This is a genomic window from Pseudoalteromonas sp. XMcav11-Q, assembly GCF_040104525.1.
GTDB lineage: Bacteria > Pseudomonadota > Gammaproteobacteria > Enterobacterales > Alteromonadaceae > Pseudoalteromonas.
In genome coordinates, this window is record NZ_JBECOX010000004.1 from 386,108 (window position 1) to 406,190 (window position 20,083).

General features: G+C 43.3%; 16 protein-coding genes. 3 read left to right on the top strand and 13 right to left on the bottom strand.

Annotated features, from left to right (window positions below):
* Positions 1-29 precede the first annotated feature (29 nt).
* The 4 genes from ABMY45_RS09215 to ABMY45_RS09230 form a co-directional block, all read right to left on the bottom strand.
* Positions 30-1,388, bottom strand: a complete 1,359-nt coding sequence (locus ABMY45_RS09215; RefSeq protein WP_211865691.1) for a sigma-54 dependent transcriptional regulator — start codon at positions 1,386-1,388, stop codon at positions 30-32.
* A complete protein-coding gene (locus ABMY45_RS09220) occupies positions 1,381-3,102 on the bottom strand; it encodes an ATP-binding protein (RefSeq protein WP_174169305.1) in 1,722 nt (573 codons plus the stop codon). Before ABMY45_RS09220 ends, ABMY45_RS09215 begins: the two co-directional genes overlap by 8 nt.
* A 152-nt stretch (positions 3,103-3,254) precedes the next feature.
* Complete coding sequence (locus ABMY45_RS09225) at positions 3,255-5,084, bottom strand: M28 family metallopeptidase (RefSeq protein ID WP_349288787.1); 1,830 nt, start codon at positions 5,082-5,084, stop codon at positions 3,255-3,257.
* A gap of 138 nt (positions 5,085-5,222) precedes the next feature.
* Complete coding sequence (locus ABMY45_RS09230; protein WP_349288788.1) at positions 5,223-7,406, bottom strand: pre-peptidase C-terminal domain-containing protein; 2,184 nt, start codon at positions 7,404-7,406, stop codon at positions 5,223-5,225.
* A 537-nt stretch (positions 7,407-7,943) separates the two neighbouring features.
* On the opposite strand from ABMY45_RS09230, the gene ABMY45_RS09235 reads away from it, so the two are divergent.
* Both ABMY45_RS09235 and ABMY45_RS09240 read left to right on the top strand, forming a co-directional pair.
* On the top strand, positions 7,944-8,471 hold the full coding sequence (locus ABMY45_RS09235) for a hypothetical protein (RefSeq protein ID WP_174169308.1): 528 nt from the start codon (positions 7,944-7,946) through the stop codon (positions 8,469-8,471).
* 15 nt (positions 8,472-8,486) lie between these two features.
* Positions 8,487-8,921 carry a hemerythrin domain-containing protein gene (locus tag ABMY45_RS09240; RefSeq protein WP_045990043.1) on the top strand — a complete coding sequence of 145 codons (435 nt, stop codon included), beginning with the start codon at positions 8,487-8,489 and terminating at the stop codon, positions 8,919-8,921.
* Between the two features lie 61 nt (positions 8,922-8,982).
* On the opposite strand, the gene ABMY45_RS09245 is transcribed toward ABMY45_RS09240, so the two are convergent.
* From ABMY45_RS09245 to ABMY45_RS09275, 7 genes are all read right to left on the bottom strand, one after another.
* The gene (locus tag ABMY45_RS09245; protein ID WP_349288789.1) at positions 8,983-9,720 is read right to left on the bottom strand and encodes a sulfite exporter TauE/SafE family protein; all 738 of its coding nucleotides are present in this window, start codon (positions 9,718-9,720) and stop codon (positions 8,983-8,985) included.
* 46 nt (positions 9,721-9,766) lie between these two features.
* Complete coding sequence (locus ABMY45_RS09250) at positions 9,767-10,456, bottom strand: pirin family protein (RefSeq protein WP_010605309.1); 690 nt, start codon at positions 10,454-10,456, stop codon at positions 9,767-9,769.
* 83 nt (positions 10,457-10,539) lie between these two features.
* The gene (locus ABMY45_RS09255; RefSeq protein WP_174169310.1) at positions 10,540-11,439 is read right to left on the bottom strand and encodes a LysR family transcriptional regulator; all 900 of its coding nucleotides are present in this window, start codon (positions 11,437-11,439) and stop codon (positions 10,540-10,542) included.
* A 25-nt stretch (positions 11,440-11,464) separates the two neighbouring features.
* A complete protein-coding gene (locus ABMY45_RS09260; RefSeq protein ID WP_349288790.1) occupies positions 11,465-13,318 on the bottom strand; it encodes a monovalent cation:proton antiporter-2 (CPA2) family protein in 1,854 nt (617 codons plus the stop codon).
* 105 nt (positions 13,319-13,423) lie between these two features.
* Positions 13,424-13,852: a GNAT family N-acetyltransferase gene (locus ABMY45_RS09265; protein WP_010605306.1), complete on the bottom strand. Its 429-nt coding sequence runs from the start codon at positions 13,850-13,852 to the stop codon at positions 13,424-13,426.
* Positions 13,853-14,122: 270 nt separating this feature from the next.
* The gene (gene feoB, locus ABMY45_RS09270) at positions 14,123-16,207 is read right to left on the bottom strand and encodes a ferrous iron transport protein B (protein ID WP_349288791.1); all 2,085 of its coding nucleotides are present in this window, start codon (positions 16,205-16,207) and stop codon (positions 14,123-14,125) included.
* An 18-nt stretch (positions 16,208-16,225) separates the two neighbouring features.
* A complete protein-coding gene (locus tag ABMY45_RS09275; protein ID WP_010605304.1) occupies positions 16,226-16,453 on the bottom strand; it encodes a FeoA family protein in 228 nt (75 codons plus the stop codon).
* Between the two features lie 170 nt (positions 16,454-16,623).
* On the opposite strand from ABMY45_RS09275, the gene ABMY45_RS09280 reads away from it, so the two are divergent.
* The gene (locus ABMY45_RS09280) at positions 16,624-17,655 is read left to right on the top strand and encodes a LacI family DNA-binding transcriptional regulator (RefSeq protein WP_010605303.1); all 1,032 of its coding nucleotides are present in this window, start codon (positions 16,624-16,626) and stop codon (positions 17,653-17,655) included.
* A 36-nt stretch (positions 17,656-17,691) separates the two neighbouring features.
* Here ABMY45_RS09280 and ABMY45_RS09285 read toward each other — a convergent pair whose 3' ends face one another.
* Positions 17,692-18,789 (bottom strand): hypothetical protein, encoded by a 1,098-nt coding sequence (locus tag ABMY45_RS09285; protein ID WP_349288792.1) that lies wholly within the window; start codon positions 18,787-18,789, stop codon positions 17,692-17,694.
* 94 nt (positions 18,790-18,883) lie between these two features.
* Positions 18,884-20,083: an organoarsenical effux MFS transporter ArsJ gene (gene arsJ / locus ABMY45_RS09290; protein ID WP_206471926.1), complete on the bottom strand. Its 1,200-nt coding sequence runs from the start codon at positions 20,081-20,083 to the stop codon at positions 18,884-18,886.

Sequence of the window (20,083 nt, forward strand, 5' to 3'; positions counted from 1 at the left end):
ACACTTAAATCTATAATGTGTCACTAAATTCACCCATCATCATTGGTGAACATAGTGCGATTTAAACCATACTTGCTCATCTTGTCGTACAAGGTTTTTCTCGGCACTTTTAATAAATTCATCGCATCTTTTATGCTACCTTGGCTTTGTGCCAGCGCTTCTTCAATTAACGATTGCTCGTAGTAGCTCACCTTCTCAGCCAAACTCAACGTTTCATCAGACAAATTGCTTTGCATGTTGTTACTCGCAGCCATCGCACCACCGAGTAAAATATGGCGCTCGGCGTGGTTTCTCAGCTCTCGCACGTTCCCAGGCCAGTCTTGCGCCAGTAGCTGCGCCTCTAATTCAGGGCTAATTGGCTGCATAGGTTTATGAAAGCGAGTAGCAGCAATGGAGCTAAAGTGTTTATATAGCAGCGGAATATCAGCTTTTCTGGAACGAAGTGATGGGATCATCACTTTGACGAGGTTAAGTCGATAAAATAAATCCGAGCGAAATTTACCCTGTGCGACTAAGGTTTGTAAATCCACTTTCGTCGCCGCAACCACTCTAATGTCCAGTGCTATCGCAGTGTTGCTACCAACTGGCGTCACACTTCTCTCTTCTAAAACGCGCAGCAGCTTCACTTGTAAAGCCGCAGACATGGCTTCGATTTCATCCAAAAAAACCGTGCCACCTTGGGCAAAAGAAAATTTTCCCTCGCGAGACTCTTTAGCACCCGTAAATGCTCCGCTTTTGGCACCAAATAATTCACTTTCAATCAGCTCTTCTGGAATCGCACCGCAATTGATGGCGACGAAGTTATGGTTTGAGCGCTCGCTATGGTCGTGTAAGTATCGCGCCACCAATTCCTTTCCTGTACCGGTTTCACCTTCAATTAGTACGTCAGCAGGAGTATCAATCACGGCATCAAGCAAATGTAGCATTTGCTGCATTTGTTTTGTCTCACCTAAGATCCGCACCCCCGGCGCAGACTTTTTCTTGACTTGCGCTTTTAGCTCTCGGTTTTCCATCACCAGCCGGCGTTTATCAAGCGCCCTTTCTATGCAGTCAAGTAGCGGCTCTGACACAGGCTTTTCAAAAAAGTCGTAAGCCCCTTTTTGGATAGCTTTTACCGCCACTTCAACATCCGCAAAGCCGGTTAGAAATACCACAGGTAACTCAGAATCAAACTGCATTACCTGCTCTAAAAATTGAATACCATTGATCTCAGGCATATTGATGTCACAAAGCACAACACCGCTAAACTGACGAGAAAGCTTTTTTAATGCAGGCGTTGCACTGGAAAAACACTGCACTGAGTACCCTTCTATTTCAAACAGTTGCTTTAGTGCATCTCGTATACTTTGTTCATCATCGATGATTAACAGGGTTTTCTCTTCAGTCATGTTGCGGATTCTTTGTGTGTAAACTAATTAAAAACTCGGCACCACCTTGCGGATGATTATGGGCACTGAGTTTGCCATGAAACGATTCAATGATCTGTTTTGAAATGGATAACCCCAAGCCCAAGCCATTACCTGATTTAGTGGTGTAAAACGGTTCAAATATGTTGGATAAAGCATGCTGCTTTATCCCTTCGCCCGAGTCAATAATAGACAGCTGGATCTTGCCTTCGTGCTCCACGGCGCGAATATAAATGCATTTATTATCTTGCTCAACAATGGCTTGGCACGCATTGCTAATAATATTCACCAGTACTTGCTCAAACTTAAATGGATCGACCCAGATATTGCACGCAAGCCCCTCACTTTGAATTGCTACACCGTAGCGTTTGAGTTCAGGCCCAACTATAACTAAGGCGTTATCTACAGAGTGTTTAAGGTTGGCCACCAGCATCTTATTATCATGATGCTGACTAAATGATTTTAGCTGCGCCACGATTTTATGCACTCGAGTGATCAAAGATTGGATCAGGACCATATTTTCGACTACTTTGCTCACTTCTCCCTTTTGAGCCAACCGTTTGGCGCTGGCAACATACGCACTCATGGCACTAAGCGGTTGATTGATTTCATGGTTAATGCTGGCGCTGAGCTGCCCTATGGTTGCTAACTTGGCAGCGCGAATCAGTGCATCTTGCGCCTGCTCGAGCGCTTGCTTGCGGCTGGCAACCTCAGCCTCGAGACTCCGCTGGCTGAAAAGCAGTTGTCGGTATCCTGTCAATTTACTCAACGTGTACTCGACAACAACAAAGAGTAAAATCAATACCAGTGCAGTTACCCCAAGCCGCGGCCACTGTGCAGCTTTGATAGGCGCAACTTCATGTAGCAAATAAAGAGTGTATTGCTTGTTAAGCGGCCTCTTTTGCATCAGCGCGTCGCTGCCATGAGATGAAGTTTTCACTCTGGTTGGTGAAAGCACGCGCCAATCAATCGGAAACAGAGATTCGTTTTCAAACTGCCTTGAGGATTCAATTTCTTTTCGCTTTGCTGGGGACAGTTCCCCTAACGAGCCTAACCGCCACTGCTCAACATCAGATGCCAGTACAATATGATTATCGTCCACAATTAAGAAATGGCTATCAGTTCCCGTATCAAGCTGGGCTTTATCTGATTCAAATTTACTGGCGTTAACCTTCATCACCACCACGCCCACAAGCGAGCCGTCTTTATAGACAGACTTAGCAAAATAGAAGCCACGGGTTTTGGAACGTAAACCGAGCGCAAAAGAGACATGCTCATTGCCCTTGATTGTTTCGTAAAAATAGGGGCGAAAGGCAAAATTGCTGCCTTTATAGCTATGCGGTAAATACCAGTTGCTGCTCGCAATCACAGTTCCACTGAGGTCTAGCAGGTAAACGTCTGACGCACCACTGGATATTTGAATGTCCTGAAGGTATCTGTCCAGTTCATTGGAGTTAATAGCGGTTGCTTGCTGTAAGCCTGATTGCACCAAATTGCTTAGGCTCAATTGCGTTTGGATAGCTTGATAACGAGTAAATTCAGTCTGGACATAACTATTGAACTTTTCTAGGTTGGTTTTAGTCTGACCAAGGACATTTTCCTCATCCTGTGCCACATTGAACAAATAACTTGCCCACAGCCCACAAAATAATAATAAAAGATAAATTAATATCTTAACTGAGAACTTATGTGACACACGCAACTCCTAATTGAACTCATTGAGTCTATCAGAAGCAGAATATCAATTAAATCAAATCTCTCTAAATCAATGTATCACTAAGCGCCAAGACCGGAGATAAGCAAGATTATATCCCCGGTCTTAATTTTAAACGCGTATTAGTTGGCGTATTAATTCGCGCTAATACTTAGCGTTACATTGCTCGCTGCTTGGTAGCCTTGCAGGCCGATATGCCAAGTGCCAACCTGAGGATTGGAGATTGTACATACCTCATTATTGCCATTTTTGTATGGCCGACATTGGTAGGTGCTGGTATTTGGTTGCGTGCCAAAATTAACATAAAGATCCGCATCTCCCGTGCCTCCCGACGTCGTAATTGTCAGGGTTTGGTATCCCGCGGTTAGTGCTTGACTAAAATACTGCCACTGACCACTGGTGACAGAAATATTATTGATAGTTTCGTCAATAGGCGTATTGCCACTTGAGGTATCGTATTGTCCTACCAAACTGACCCCCGAAATCGCGTTCCATGCCTCTACCATCACGTAATACGTACCAGTTTGCACAGCGGAAATATTGCATTGCTCGTTACTAGACGAGTTAGTGCTCTTGCAGTCATGAGTATCCAAAGTAGGTTTGGATCCATAGCGAACGTAGAGATCGGCGTCACCAGTACCACCTGAGGTGGTAAAACTTAAATTAGTTGCACCTTGTGGTACTTCCATGGTGAAAAACTGTTGGCTTTTAGAAGCGCCAGAAATCCCCGTTTTAGCCACGCCGTTTTCAAGCTTATTGTTTGGTTGTGGCGGAGGTGTATCACCCGCATTTTTACCAAGCTCAGCAACAAATGCCAGCGCGAGTTTTGCAAATTTTTGTGCATGTGTTGAATCAAATTCAGTATCGTTGGTGGTATGAATTTTTCTGTTGATCTCAGACATTCTTGATTCAAATGGCATAGAAGCTGGGAACCCTTGCTGATACCAAGATGCATGGTCGGAGCAGCCATAGCCACATTGGTCATAGGCATAGCTAAGGTTTGGCAAATAAGTTTCAATTAATTGGCCTAAGAACTGATTCTGTGCGCTGTTTGTATAGTCTGTCATCATCACAATATCCGCACTACTGCCATTGCGGCCAGTCATATCAAATTGTGTCATACCGACTACGTTTTTTCCCTGAGAGCTGTACGACTGCGCGATAGCTTTAGAACCTCGAAGCCCAACTTCTTCTGCCGCAAAGCCCATGATTTGGATTGTCCGCTGAGGCTGATAACCATCTTCAACAATAGCGCTTAGCGCTTCGGTAAGCACAGCTATCCCTGAGGCATTATCATCCGCACCCGGCGCAAACCCACTTGAGTTAGATTGGTTAATTGAATCAAGGTGCCCGCCGATAATAACGATTTCATCGCTCAGTTCGCTACCTGGAATGGTGACAATCACTGAAGACTGAGCCCAAGAGTGGCTAAAATATTCAACACTAATATCTGAGCGACTTGCTGCAATATCGCTCCATGTTTGCTTGACCCATGCAGCGGCATCAACACCCGTTTGCGAGGTATAATAGCGGTTATAAAAACTGGTTAGCGAATTGACACTGCTGTCTAAGTTTACCGTACTGACTTTTGAGATTAAGCTGTTAACCCGCGCGGGGTTATCAATGCTGTAGTTAACCAGCGTCGCACTTGGGTTTATGCTTTCTAACTGTGCAAGGTAGCTTTGCGCCTGCTCTAAAGAGTCATGAGCGACAAAACCACCACAGCGGTGATATTCGTCGTGCATAAATGCACTCAGGTGTGAATGTAAGCTTGCAGGTACTTTTAACGCTTTGACTTCGCTGTTCGGTAAAGAAAGCTGCTCAAAGTGAGTACCGCGAATAGAATTATGGACTTGGAAATGCTGACTAGACTTCGCATCCATCGTCACCCAAACCTCTTCTGACGCTTCAGAAAAGCCACTCAAACAGGCAATGCTCAGTAGCATAGGTGTAGTTAATTTCATTGTTGTATCCTCAACTCATTTGAATAACAACATGATTTAAGCGCTGAGCAAAATAAAAGAATTATTCAAATGAGGTAAATTTATGACTTTTTTGGGGCCTAATAAAAAAGGGAGCTTGCGCTCCCTATAAACTGTTACTTAGTTCGCTTTGATATTCAGTGTTACACCGCTAGCTGCGCTATAGCCACGTAAATCAATATACCAAGTACCTTGCTGCGGGTTTGCAATCGTACAAGTCTCATTGTTACCGTTTTTATAAGGACGACACTGATAGCTCGACGTTGTTGATTGAGAACCAAAGTTTACGTATAGGTCCGCATCACCTGAACCACCTGAAATGCTTACTTCAAGGCTGCTGTAGCTAGCATTTAGATCTTGCGTGAAACGTGTCCAGCTGCCAGATGCAACACTGATATTTGACTCAGTGCGGTCAATTGGTTGAGTTCCACCTGTTGAGCTGTATGTACCAGTCAAAGTTACGCCCGAAATCTGATTCCACGCTTCGACCATCACGTAGTACTTACCAGCTTGAATGTTACTAATATCGCAGCTTTCGTTGCTTGTAGACGTTGTGCTATTGCAGTCATAAGTGTTTAGTGTCGGACGAGAGCCATACTTGACATAAAGGTCCGCATCACCGCTACCACCAGAAGTGGTGAAGTTTAGGCTAGTCGCATCAGCTGGCACATCAAGGGTAAAAAACATTTGCTCTTTTGCCGCGCCACTGATCCCAGTACGAGGCTGACCGTTCGTTAACTCTTCATCGCCACCAGGAGGAGGTGGTGGGTTGGTGTCACAGCTACTACCTGTGCTTAAGTTAGAGTTAACGCCAACCGCTGCTAACGCAGCTTGTACATCACCAGGTTCATAACCTAGGTCACATGCCGCATCCATCACGCCATTACCAGCTAAGTCCCAGTCAGTATTAGCGGTCCAATACATTTGGTTAGCTTTTGCCATTACGATAAAGGCTTTTTTCGTATCCCAACCTGCCGTAGTTGCCAGATTGTAGAAGGCTTTGTTGAACACCCCTGAAGTGTGATGAACATCCATGCTAGACGTATAGTTAGACTGATGATCGATTGAGCGACCGTCTTGCGTTGGATCATTCATATAACGCAATGCACCACTCCCTTTGAAAATGTCTTGTCCAACTAACCAGTCATTGCTGCCTTTCATATAAAATTCAGCAGCTTCACCTGCCATATCAGAAAACGCTTCGTTCAAGCCACCTGATTTATAACGGTATACCAAACCTGAGTTTTGCTCAGTGAAACCATGGCTTACTTCGTGAGCAGATACATCAAGACTTACCAACGGATAGAATGTATTTGCACCATCACCAAATGTCATCGCACTGCCATCCCAAAACGCGTTTTCGTAGTTGCTACTATAGTGCACACGCATTTTAAGCTGGAACGACAACGGCGCTGTGCCGAGCCAATCGTTGTACATATTAAATACTACATTGCCAAAATAATGGGCGTCGTTCAGCGGTGAGTATGCACCGTTAATTTCTTTAACTGTATTTTCTGGGCACGTAAAGCTATGTGCAGTCGAGCCGCTGCTACCGTGATTTAAGTTAATTGTCTTAACGTTCGCATTAGTCATGGTACAAGTATTGCCCGACTGTGCAACGTCTAGATGACCATAATCAGTACCATATTGGTAACGACCAGTCTTTTGGTTACCACCAGGGCCTATCGCATCTGCATGCTGCAAGTTATTGAAGCTTTCTAACACTTCGCCTGTGTTTGCATCAATGATCAAATATGGGCGTTTAGGCTCATCACCATAAGTAACAAAAGTGACTTCATAGACTAAACGTGCCGTTGAATTGCCATCCAGCCAGATCGCAAGGCGAGATTTCTCGTTATGTTTTTTAAGCTTTTTGCCTGCACTAAGCGATTGCTTTTCAAACTGATTCAATGCCATTTTGGCATTTAGCTTGGGTTTTACCGAACCGATGTCAGCCGCGATGTTATAAACCGCTGCACCGTGAGCCTTTTTAAGCGCACCGGCATCGTCAAACGTTAAAATGACCGAATCGCCAATCACTGGTAATCCTTGGTACATTTGTTGAAAACGCTTAGTTACTTCACCTTTTTTACTATTGAAGCTTTTAAGCTCCTTTAGTTGGCTCGCGCTTTCCAAACCAATCAGCACTTCTGGTTGTGTACTCAACACAGTTTGAGAAGCTGACTTAAGCATAGTATTCATGTCAGCTTGCTGGTTTAAGTATTGTTTTGTTGCAGCTTGAGCACTGAGCGAAGTAAACGCAATCGCACACGCCGTAGCCATAGTTACTGTAGATAATTTCACGAATTACACTCCTAGTATTGTTGTTTTATTGTCCTTTTCATCACTGCTTAACAAAAAACATTAGATGAAATGTGACTGTTTTCTCCTTCAACTGCAGAAGACATGGCAAGCCCATTAGCACTCGCCACGCCTTATTAGACTAGGCAGCAATTCAAATAAATAAACCCCAAAGTTAACATTTTAATAATATTTAATTTACTTTAAATATTTATGCAATGCTTTCATGCATTTGTTTAAAAAATAGACCCACACTTAATATCTTGAATTAAGTAACAAAACATACCTTTGTAAATTTTTTGATACAATATGAGTAAATATGCCAGTTTCTTCCCTAAACTAACTTTATAATCATTATGTTGTATCAAAACATGTAGTAACTACTCGGTAATTCTTTCTGCCTTGTGCTTCATTTGTTCAACCCCACAACATCTGGAATCTAAAATTATTAATAAAATTCAATATCTTAGAAATCTTACACTCTCGGTATAACACTTGCAGTTTGAATAATTACAAGCTGCAACGAAATTAGGAGGAGTAATGGATACTTTTGAAATATTATCCTACACAGATCATAGAGTTGGGGCCGTTCTAACAGGGAAAGCAGCCGCAGAAAAATTGCAAAATGAATTGTTAAACAGCCACCTTGTTCAACATGAGCATCTAGAACTGGTTAATCCGTATGACAAAGATGCCGACAAAAAACTTGAGCCTAAAAGCGAAAGTCGCCTTGCCAAAAACATGCTTAATTGGCATTTGTACCTTGGCAGCATGGGGGTGATATTAGGCTTTCTCATCGCGGGACTATTGGTAAGTTATGGACCGGCTTTCACTCAAGCTAATCCTTATTTAACGTTTATCGCTTTACTAAGCCCCGGCTTATTTTTAGGGCTATTTGCTTCGGGCCTTATTTCTTTGCGTCCAGACAAAGATGCGTTTAACCAGGCGGTGATGAATAAAATCGCAGAGGGCAAGTGGCTGCTTATCATTAAAACGAATAATGAGGCGCATCGAAGCAAACTCATGTCGTTTTTTAAAAACAGCACCAGAACAGACGTTTTAAGCTAGAAAGAGGTAATCTACATGGAAATTTTTAATGCAATAAAGCAAGATCATGATCATCAACGCGCCCTATTGAACATGTTGGCAGAAACGTCTGGTGATTCAAAGGTTCGCGAGAAGTACTATAAAGAGTTGAAGGACGCGCTAGAGGCGCATGCCATCGCAGAAGAAAGGTACTTTTACGCCCCGTTAATGGAAAGCGACATGACGATCGAAGACTCTCGCCACGGTATCGCCGAGCATCATGAGATTGATGAGTTAATTGAGGCACTGGATAATACGGAGTTTTCCGATCCTAGTTGGCTAACTAAATTGAAAAAACTCAAAGACAAAGTTGAGCATCACTTGGCTGACGAAGAGCAAGCATTTTTCCAGCGTGCGGGTAAGGTACTTGATAAAAGTGAAAAGTCGCAACTTGCAGATGAGTATCAAAAAGAGATGGAAGAGCAGTTATAGCTTTCTATGCCCACAACATGTTGTGGGCATTTACTTTGCTAGATTTTGGTAACCGACACCATCACAGCAATTTACCAATCAATACCACTCCAAGTATGAGCAGTAGTCCATTCATCACCAGCAAAAATTGCTTTTTAGGTAAGCGTTTCGCAAGGTGCACACCGAGCCTATTACCAAGCAACGCTAAAGGTGTAAAACAGATAGCAAGCAGCACATGTTGCCACTGTAACAACCCAGTTGCAGAGAAGGTCGCTAACTTAATCACATTCATCAGCGCAAATAGTACCGCAACCGTCGCGATATAAGCCGTTGGCTCTAATTTGCGAGCGTTAAAATACACCATGAGTGGTGGGCCGCCTGCATGAATTAAGGTCGTGGAGATACCAGCTGCGGTAGAGGTGCTCGCGGCCAGTAACCTTAAGTGCCCAACACTTTCAGGTGTATTTTTAATCAGTAAGCTTTTAAGCGCAAATATTATGCTCATCGCTGCAATCACAACCGTCAGCCAAAACTCACTGACGCCTTGAAGAAAAAGCGTTGCTAAGGCTATCCCGACTAGTGTGCCTGGCAATAACCGCTTTAATTCTGGCATATTCCATAAGCGCCAATAGCTCTTCAGGCTAAAAACATCCGCAACGATAAGTAGCGGAAGCATCAACGCAATGGCGTCCCTTGGATTCAACACCATCATCAAAATTGGAACAGAAAACGCCCCTAACGCGCCTGCAAAGCCAGACTTTGAAATACCACTTAGCAGAACGACAAGGGCAATTACTGCAAGTTGAATTGGTTCTGTCATTCTTCAATTCCTTTAATTTTAGGCGCTGAATTTAATACCAATTTGCTTAGTTAAGTAATAAAAACCACAGCGCTTCAACATCTGTTACTGCCGTAACCTGCATGTTGTCATCAGCAATCAGACCGATGCCATCTCCTTGCTGAAACCTTTCACCATCAAGCGTCGCTTCACCGCCAACAATGTGCAAATAGGCTTTTTGCGCGTGCGCATTCAGCTCAATCTGTTGACCTTGATGTAGTTGCAATCGGTGTATTTCAGCGTCAGCATTGATACTCAGAGTGCTCTCCACGCCTGTAGGCGTAACAATCGGCGTAAGTGCACTACTTTGTTTGATTTGAATTTGTTCATAACTCGGGGTTATGCCTTTAAGCTTTGGCTCTATCCAAATTTGTAAAAAATGGGCAGGCGCTGTCTTTGAAGCATTATATTCTGAATGAAGAATGCCACTACCGGCGCTCATTCTCTGAACTTCACCTGCCGCCACAGTAAACTGATTACCCATACTATCTTGATGTGCTAATTCACCGTCAATGACATAGGAAATAATTTCCATATCTCGGTGACCATGAGTATCAAAGCCATGACCACCAAGTACTGTGTCATCATTGATCACCCTAAGATTACCAAATCCCATGTGGGCGGGATCATAATATCGACCAAATGAGAAACTATGTTGGCTTTGCAACCAGCCAAAATCTGCTTTACCTCTATCTTGTGCTTTTCGAATATATCGCATGTTTCGCTCCAAACGCATGTTGATGACCTTAGTCTATTGCCTGTTTGAAACGAATAAAATTTGATAATTTAACATCAACCATTCTACTCAAGAGAATCTTCTAGCTGCATGCACTGATATCTTAACTCACCAATAAAAGCGCGCGCGGCGGGCCCAAGCCTGTCACCATCTTTAAAAATAAGATGAAGCTGTGCTTTACGCTGACTATGTTGCGATAGTGGTAGTGGTTTCAAGACGCTAGAGTCTAGTTGCGTTTTAATAGCCGGAATAGGTAACCAAGCAAATCCTAAGCCTTGCGCTATCATATCTATCGAGGTTGTCATATGGCTCACCGTCCAACGTTGATGCGCCCCCAACCATCCTTCATCTTTTTTACGCGAGATTGCAGAATCTCTCACTACGATTTGACGATGGGATTTTAAGTCTTCGAATGTAAGCTCGCGACCAAATTGATGTAATGCGTGATTGGGATTTGCCACTGCAACAAACTCGATTTGGCACAACTCTTCACTGAACCCATCTTGTAAAGTAACTGGAGAAATGGCGATATCTACGTCGGTATTTTGTAAAAGTTCTGATGCGCCTGTTAATACTGACTCGACCAACTCGACACGCAATAAAGGGTATTGTGCAGATGTATTTTCTAGCACCTTATAGAGTACCTGCTGTGGGAAAATTTCATCGACCGCAATGCGCAATTGACTCTCAACTCCCTCGCCCAGCGTCTGCCCTACCGCTTCCACTTTTGCCGCTTCTTCCAAGAGATAATTGGCACGGCGCAGCATCATTTCACCCGCTTCGGTTAACAGGGTTCTTCGCCCTTCGACTCTAAAAAGCTTAACACCAAGGCATTCCTCAATTTTATGGACCGCAGTGTGGATACTTGACTGGCTTTTATGCACTTCTTTGGCAGCTTGATTAAAACCACCATATTCAACAACGGCTCTAAACATTCGCCACTGTTCTAATGTCACTCTCAACATACTGATTTAACCTAATATTTATGCGTTATTGCTCAATGGTTGATGGTTTATTTTCACAATCTTCACCATGGCAGGTATTAAGATCTTCTTGCGCTTTTTCGTCCGCCTGCAACACCTGTTTGAGGTCAGCCATACGCTGACGGATCGCAATACCATAGCTTTCATCGTCTCCCCACACATCGGCGAGCATATGCATAGATTCAACATCGTGTTTGGTAAAGAGGTAACCCGCTCGTGCGACATCTTCTTCACTATGGCCCAATAACTTGAGCGCCTGTTCACCTAACTTCACAGCAGAGACAAAGGTTTCTCGCTCAAACGCAGTGACACCCAATTTTATCAGTTGGTAGGCATGGCGACGGTCGGTCGCACGAACTACAAGTTTTAGGTTAGGGAAATGTTGCTGCGCCAACCTGACGATTTCGAGGGTTTTATCTGGCTCATCAATCGCCACGACCAGCATTTGCGCCTCGTGAGCCCCTGCGGCTTCGAGTAAATCTAATCGAGCACCATCGCCATAAAACACTTGATTGCCAAAGCGACGGAGTAATTCAATTTGGCTTGGGCTGTGATCCAAAATCGATAAATGATAACCCTGTGCATGAAGCAAACGCCCTATCACTTGGCCAAAACGCCCGTAGCCGACCACAATAACGTTTTGTGTCGCTTCCATCGTCTCTAAGCTATCTTGTTCTTGAGGAGTATTGGCCTGGCGTTCAACTATTTTGTCATAAAGAATAAAAATGAGGGGCGATCCGAGCATAGATACCGCAACAACCAGTGTAACTAACGCGACTTGATCTGGAGTTAAGATTGCTAAACTGCCAGTAACCGAAAGGAGTACAAACGCGAACTCACCGCCTTGACACAGGGCTGCGGTAAATAACCATGTCGCTCGCTTATGCAGTGAAAACGCCGTTGCCAACATATATAAAATAACCGCCTTTAACCCCATTAGTAGCACCACTGACGCTAAAATAAATAACCATTTTTGTGCCAATAAGGAAAAGTCGATTGATGCGCCTACTGTCATGAAAAAGAGGCCAAGTAGTAACCCTTTAAACGGTTCAATATCGGCTTCTAATTCATGGCGAAATTCACTTTCCGCGAGAACAACACCCGCGAGAAATGTTCCAAGCGCTGGGGATAAACCGATGCTTTGCATCAATAACGCGGTTGCGATAACGATAAATAGCGCCACCACGGTAAATAGCTCGCGCATTCGAGTGCTGGCAATATACCTAAATAACGGCGCGGCGACATAATGCCCAGCAGCGATAATAGCCAAAATGACAAAAACAGAGATAATCACTTGGAGATAAGTCGGAAAAGTGTGTAACAAATTGCCGTGACCATCACTCACAGCCAAATCACTAAATGCTAACAACGGCATAATCGCGAGAATGGGGATCACGGCTATATCTTGAAATAACAACACTGAAAACGCATTTTGACCGCCAGATTGTTTAATCAAGCCTTTTTCATTTAAGGTTTGCAGTGCAATGGCGGTAGAAGACAGTGCCAACATTAACGCAATGGCTAATGATTGCTGCCACAAAAAGCCAAGCGCTAAATCAATCGCGAAATAGAGTACAGCCGTTGTTATAACTACTTGTAAGCCACCGAGACCAACTATAGAGCGGCGCATCGTCCAGAGCCTTTTGGGCTGTAACTCAAGCCCGACTAAGAATAGCATCATCACTACACCAAACTCGGCAAAGTGCATGACGTCCGTTTGCTCCCCCACAAGATGAAGAAGGTGAGGACCAATTAGGATCCCCGCCAATAAATATCCAAGCACAGAGCCAAGCCCTAGCCGTTTAGCGATTGGCACCGCCAATATCGCAGCAGCCAAATAGATAGTCGCGAGCAGTAACATAATAAAGACACCTGTTATTGTTATCGTCTTTATTATGTTCAGGGTAAGTGTATTTATCCAGTCTTCGTTCTAAAAAACAAAATATAAATGACCGAAATCCTGCAATTAATCTTGTAAATCCGAATATATAGTGGGGTGGCAGATCTGCATCAAAATGCTCGGATCTGGCACCGCTGCAAAGCCGAATTTTTCATATAGAGTATGCGCATCAAAAGTTGCCAGCATAAAGCGCCTTAAGCCTTGTAGCTCTGGATGTTCAACCACGGCTTGAACAATCGCTTTGCCTACTCCTTTACCTCTGGCACTTTCATCAACTATCACGTCAGCAAGATAGGCAAAGGTGGCATAGTCAGTTATCACGCGACAAAAACCCTGAAACTCGCCTTTGTCATCCAAACACATGAAACTCAGGCTATTTTGAATGGCTTTTTCTAGCAATGCTTTAGGCATTTGTTTTGCCCAATAAGCATTAGAGATCAGTGCATGGATAGTATCAAGGTGGCGCAAAATAAGAGGAGTATCAGTGGTTATCATTATTGTCCCGGTTAACAGCAAGAGTAGAGCTAAAAATTAAGCGATTTTTAGCAAGAAGCAAAGTGAAATTTTCACAGTCATAAATCTTTCATTATTGCGTAACCCTTCGGTCAATAAAGCGGCGTAATCTCCTTTACGAAGACTCCCCTTGATTGATTTAGAGTTGTTGGCAGTGTTGACTCAGTTGACACTGCCTTTTTTTGCTTGATACCAAAAAATAATAAAAAACGGCGCTCTAAGCGCCGTAATTAAACAAGCTTTTGAATATAACTAACCTAAGTTTATTTGATAGGTTGGCGGTTGGTTAAGTTTATTGCCCAGTCGGGATAACCCTTTCCACCACGCAAATCCAAACAACAACATCGCTACAATCCAAAGTGAAGCACTCGTCGGCGAGGTACTTAACTGACTAGCTTGGTAAACTAAAGTCGCCATGATATAAGCAATTGAGGTCGTCCAGCCAATAACAAGCCACATCCACTTACCGCCAGATTCACGCTTAATTGCACCTAATACCGCTACACAAGGAGTATAGAGTAAGATAAAGACAAGATAACTAAATGCACCAATTTGACCATTAAATTTCGCGGCCATTGCGGTGAGTAGCACTGCGCCACTTTCAGCACCTGATTCTAATTCGTTAAGTCCTAATGGATCACCAAGGTTTGCGATAAGATCTTTACTATTGTCTACTATGGTCATCAACGCTTCTTTTAACGAAGCCAACAATGAAAACTCTCCACCTTCTTCTTCGGCACCGGTATAAAGCGCATCTAAAGTACCGACGATGGCTTCTTTGGCAAACATACCAGTCACAACACCAACCGTAGCAGGCCAGTTTTCCTCTTTTAACCCAATTGGCTCAAAGATTGGCGTGACAACTTGTGCAGCCTTCGCCAAAAGTGACCTATCTGTATTCTCATTGCCAAACGAACCGTCGGTACCAATCGAGTTTAATGCACTGAGTAAAATAACCACCATGACAATTGTTTTGCCAGCACGTTTGATAAAGCCGCTCAGACGCTGCCAAGTGGTAATGAATATATTGCGCCAAATTGGCATATGATACGCTGGCATCTCAGTAAACGAGGGTAATTTTTGCGTTTTGAATACTTGCTTTCTAAATAAAAAGCCAGAACCTACCGCAACCACTATGCCAAGCAAATACAGACCAAAAACGACATTGGCTCCGTTCGTTGGAAAGAAAGCCGCTGCAAATAACGCATATACCGTCAAACGTGCGCCGCAGGACATAAATGGCGCCATAATAATCGTCAGTAATCTATCTGACTCTCGTCCCATCGTTCTTGACGCCATAACCGCAGGCACATTACAGCCGAATCCAACGATCAAAGGTACAAAAGCATTGCCAGGTAGACCAATGGATGACATCAAACGGTCAATAACAAACGCGGCCCGAGAAAGATAACCACTGTCTTCCAAAATGGATAAGCACAGATATAGCACCGCAATAACAGGGATGAAGGTCGCCACTAATTGAATACCCGCACCAAAACCATCAGCCAATAACACACCCAGCCATTGAGGTGCGCCAATATCTGCCAGCAAGATTTTTACACCATCGATAAGTAAGGCGCCCACGGCGATGTCAAAAAAGTCGATAAATACAGCACCAACATTCACCGCAATGGTAAACATTAAATACATCATGGCTAAGAAAATAGGTACACCAAGCCAGCGGTTGAGCACGATTTTATCAAGCGTTTCTGTCGTATCTGCACGTTTTGGCGTAATGACACTTACGCCATCAGCCAATTTTTTCACTGCTTGGTGACGAGCAACCGCTTTTTCGAGGGGATCGCTGCTAGCACTTTCGGTGTTTGCCGTCACAGGTGCTTTTGGAAAACGCGTGATCTGTGCGAGTTGTTCCAACAACGCTTCTTGCCCTGTACCTTTAGCACCGTGGAATGGCACTACAGGTAACCCTAACTGTTCAGAGAGTCTTTTTAAATCTAACGTTCTTCCACGCTGTGTTGCGACATCAACCATATTTGCAACAACGAGAATAGGTTTGCCTAATTCTTTCAGCTGGGAAGTTAATACTAGATTTCGCTGTAAGTTTGCGGCATCCACGATGTTAATGATGACGTCAGCTTCATTTTGCTTTAGGAAGTCACACGCGATTTGCTCATCTTGGCTTGGCTCAATTTGCTCCATGCTATATAAGCCGGGCAAATCTACCAATTCTACGTTTGTGTTTTCTAAAGCAAAATAGCCGAATTTTTTCTCGACAGTTACCCCTGGCCAATTCCCTACTTTTTGTTTAGAGCCGGTCAGGCGGTTAAATAATGTGGTTTTCCCGCAGTTCGGGTTCCCCACTAACGCAATTTTCATACGTGAGCCCTTAATAACTTATAAAACTTCAATTTCAACGAACTGTGCGTCGGCCTTACGCACACTCACAAAGGTGTCACCAATTTTCACTTGCATCGGGCATCCAAGTGGGGCGACGTTAATGACTTCTATTTGCTCACCAGGAATAATTCCAAGTGCCATTATTCGACTCAGTAACGCAGTATCTGGATGGGTAAGAGAAGTGATGGTCGCTGCGCTATTTTTGGAAAGTTTATCTAATGTCATTGATTATGAGAACAATTTGCAATAAAAGTATGGCGCATCATACCTCATTGACTATTTTCTTTAAACTAGATTGCGACAATAATCTATTATTGCTTGTTATTTAAGGTGTTTACTAGTTAAGATGAACTAAACCATTGCCATATGCCTGACTGTATTAAGGGGTCCTGCCAATGAGTAACGACAAAAAAAAATGGACGCTCAAAAGCATTGCGGCGGAATTAGGTGTGTCAAATGCAACTGTATCGAATGCTTTTAACAGACCAGATCAACTCTCTAAATCCAAACGAGAAGAAATCCTAAAAGCCTGTAAAGAATTGGGTTATTTTGGACCTAACAAGGCAGCCCAATCGCTGCGTAAGGGCTCGTTTAACATTGTCGCGCTGGTACTACCCGATAGCGTTGAATATATGGTATCAGATCCCGTTGCGAGTAGCTTTATGCGAGGAGTTGCAAGCGTTTTAGAAGCTCAGCATATTAACCTACTCTTGTTCTCAGGCACCGCAGATAATGTCGGAGACATTGTCGATTTCGTCGACGGCTTAATTTGTTATGGCCGCCCGCGTAATCCCAAGTTAATTGAGCATCTTGCGAATGTTAGCAAACAGGTTGTGACGGTTGACTTTGATTTGCCCGCACATGCCAGTATTAATATCGACAACCAACAAGCCGCCTTTGATGTAGCGAGTAAAGCATTAAACGACAATAGTGATGTTGCTATTTTTGGTTTGAGATTATTAGACACTGATTTGCTATGCCGCGTATATGAGCAGAACCTAACAGATATAGAGACCTCTATTGCGCATCAGCGTTATAGCGGATATCTCAAAGCCATTGAAGAGCGTGGGTTAACACTTGGCGAAGACAGAGTGTGGAATATTCCTGAAAGCAGCGAAAGGTTTGCAAATATCGCCGCAAAAGAACTACTTAACCTCTCACCAAGGCCTAATACCGTGCTGTGTATGAGTGACTTAATTGCACTACCGCTGTTAAGAGAAGCCAAAAAACTTGGTGTAAAGATACCGCAGGATCTTAAAGTCGTTGGTTTTGATGGCGTTGATGAAGCGCTACGCTTTAGTCCCAGCTTAACTACCATTCATCAAAATAGTGAAGAAAAAGGCCGAGAAGCAGCCAAACTCTTCTTAAATAAAAGCGATGATAAAGTAATGCTTGGCTATACCTTAAAAATGGGGCAAAGCTGTTAATTGCCCCAAGCTAAATACTCAAATACGAGAAGTTCCTTACGGACACATGCCTTCCATTTCGAAAAGCACCTCTCCCCAAGGATCATAGAATGTCCATGTACAAAACTCTCCACCTACACCTCCACCAGAATTGCGACTTGGATATCGCCCAGTAGCTGGCGGTAAATCAATAGCACCATCTGAAGTATCACTACTTTTCACACTCGCTTTTCTATATATATTAAGCGTTTCAAGAACACAATTCGATACTTGATTTAGGCTTGCAGGATTCTCTCGTAAATAGCGCACAGATACTCCTGCGAATGTCGTCATGTCTTTATTTAAATCCATGCGAATATCATTACTAAACTCTAAATTATATACCACTCTATGGTTGCCATTAATTGCATCATAAAATTTTATATCTATCATTCTTGTGCGCGGTACATACTCTACTTGACCTGTAAATCCAACACCTCCCACACCTACCGTGTAACCAAACTGAGTAACACGAGTAGTCTCAAATGCCGCCCTTAAGCTACCATACTCTTCAATTAATGCATTTTCCGCACGTCTTCGTAGAGTCGTTCTTGTCCTTTCGTCGAAAGCGAGTATTGCAGCTCGGGTAATAGCTTCATTTTCACAGTTATTTTCAGATAACGCTTGCTGGCGGCTAGTGCTAGTATTGATACCCAGTGTAGATTGCATACTTGATGAATTATACTCTTGGGAAACTTTCGTTGTTGCCCGGCCCCAAGCATCATAAGACTTGATTAACTCGTCCGCTAATGCATTTGCATGATTTGGTACAGGTAAAATTTGACTACTAAGCTCCATTTCCGCACTAACCCCTCCTTGATTAGCATGCCATAACTTATAAAGCCACTTCTGTTTTGAGTTTGCGTTGATAATTAGGACTTCTCTAGTATCAGAGTAACATTCTTGAATGTAATCCCTATCGAATACTCCTTCATTTTCGTGACACGTCAGTGCTGGCAGATACTTTTTAGCAAAGCTTTCCGCAGTACTTGCATCGCATGTATAACATAGTTCCAAATCATACATTTTTCTGGTTGAAGCTTCAGCTGTAGCAACCTTAGTTAAGGTTAGTACAGCCGCTACCACCGAACTTGACACTAACAGGTATTTATTCACTTATATTCTCCTTAATATATAGTCAGCTGAATAAATCCAGATTAGTAAAGCATGAAACCATATAAGGAACAAGAATATTCACAAGCAAACACATTTACCTAACAATTTTGTTTGAAATCAGTCCTGCTGTGATTAAGAATATGCAAGATATTACTAAACAAGCCGCTAAGCCATACTCCAAAAAGATCCACCCTGACAATACTGTACCGAGTAACCGCCCGATGGCGTTCGCCATATAATAGAAGCCCACATCGAGTGACACTCCATCACTATCGGCCAAACTCACAATAAGGTAGCTATGAAGAGATGAATTGATAGCAAACACAATACCAAAGAGTAAAAGCCCACCTACTACGACTAAGCTTGTCCAGAGCTGCGTTTGAAGTGAAATAGCAATCAACAGCGGAATAGCCGCTAAATACAACGCCCATCCACTGACTTTACTTGGTGTTGATGCAAACTTATCACGACTAATAAACCTTGGAGTTGTTGATTGCACGATGCCATAACCGATAACCCAAGTAGCCATAAAGCCACCAACCCACCAATGATCCCAACCGAACTGCTGCGATAAAAAGACTGGAAGCGCAACCACAAACCAAACATCCCGTGCGGCAAATAAAAACAATCGCGCGGCAGACAGAATATTAATTGCTCGGCTTTTTGAAAATACATCGCTAAATTTGGGTTTGCTTTTAGCCTTGCCTAAATCGCTTTTTAAGCTGATAAGGCTAAACAACCACACTAATAGCAACATGATTGCCATTAACCACATCGCGCCGGTAAAGCCAAGTAAGGTAAGCAACAACCCGCCAAGAAAAAATCCGACGCCTTTTAGCGCATTTTTAGAGCCGGTAAGTATTGCTACCCACTTAAACAAGGTCCCTTCTTCACCCGATTTTACGATGGCCTTTATCGCACTTTTGGCACTCATTTTATTGAGATCTTTGGCAATACCTGAGAGCGCCTGTGCTGCCATAACATAAGGCACGGTGAGCCAGTGCGTTGGTACTACCAACATCAATAATGCCACTATTTGTATGCCTAACCCAATATTCATGGTGCGGTTTAAGCCAATGCGTGCGCCAAGCCATCCTCCAATTAAATTGGTGACAACACCAAAAATTTCATAAAAGAGAAATAGCATGGCAATTTCAAGCGGGTTATAACCCAATTGATGAAAGTAAAGCACCACCAACATTCTGAGCGCACCATCCGTTAAGGTAAACGCCCAATAGTTGCCTGTCACAATGAGATATTGCTTGATATTTTGAGGTATATTGCGCAGCTGCAT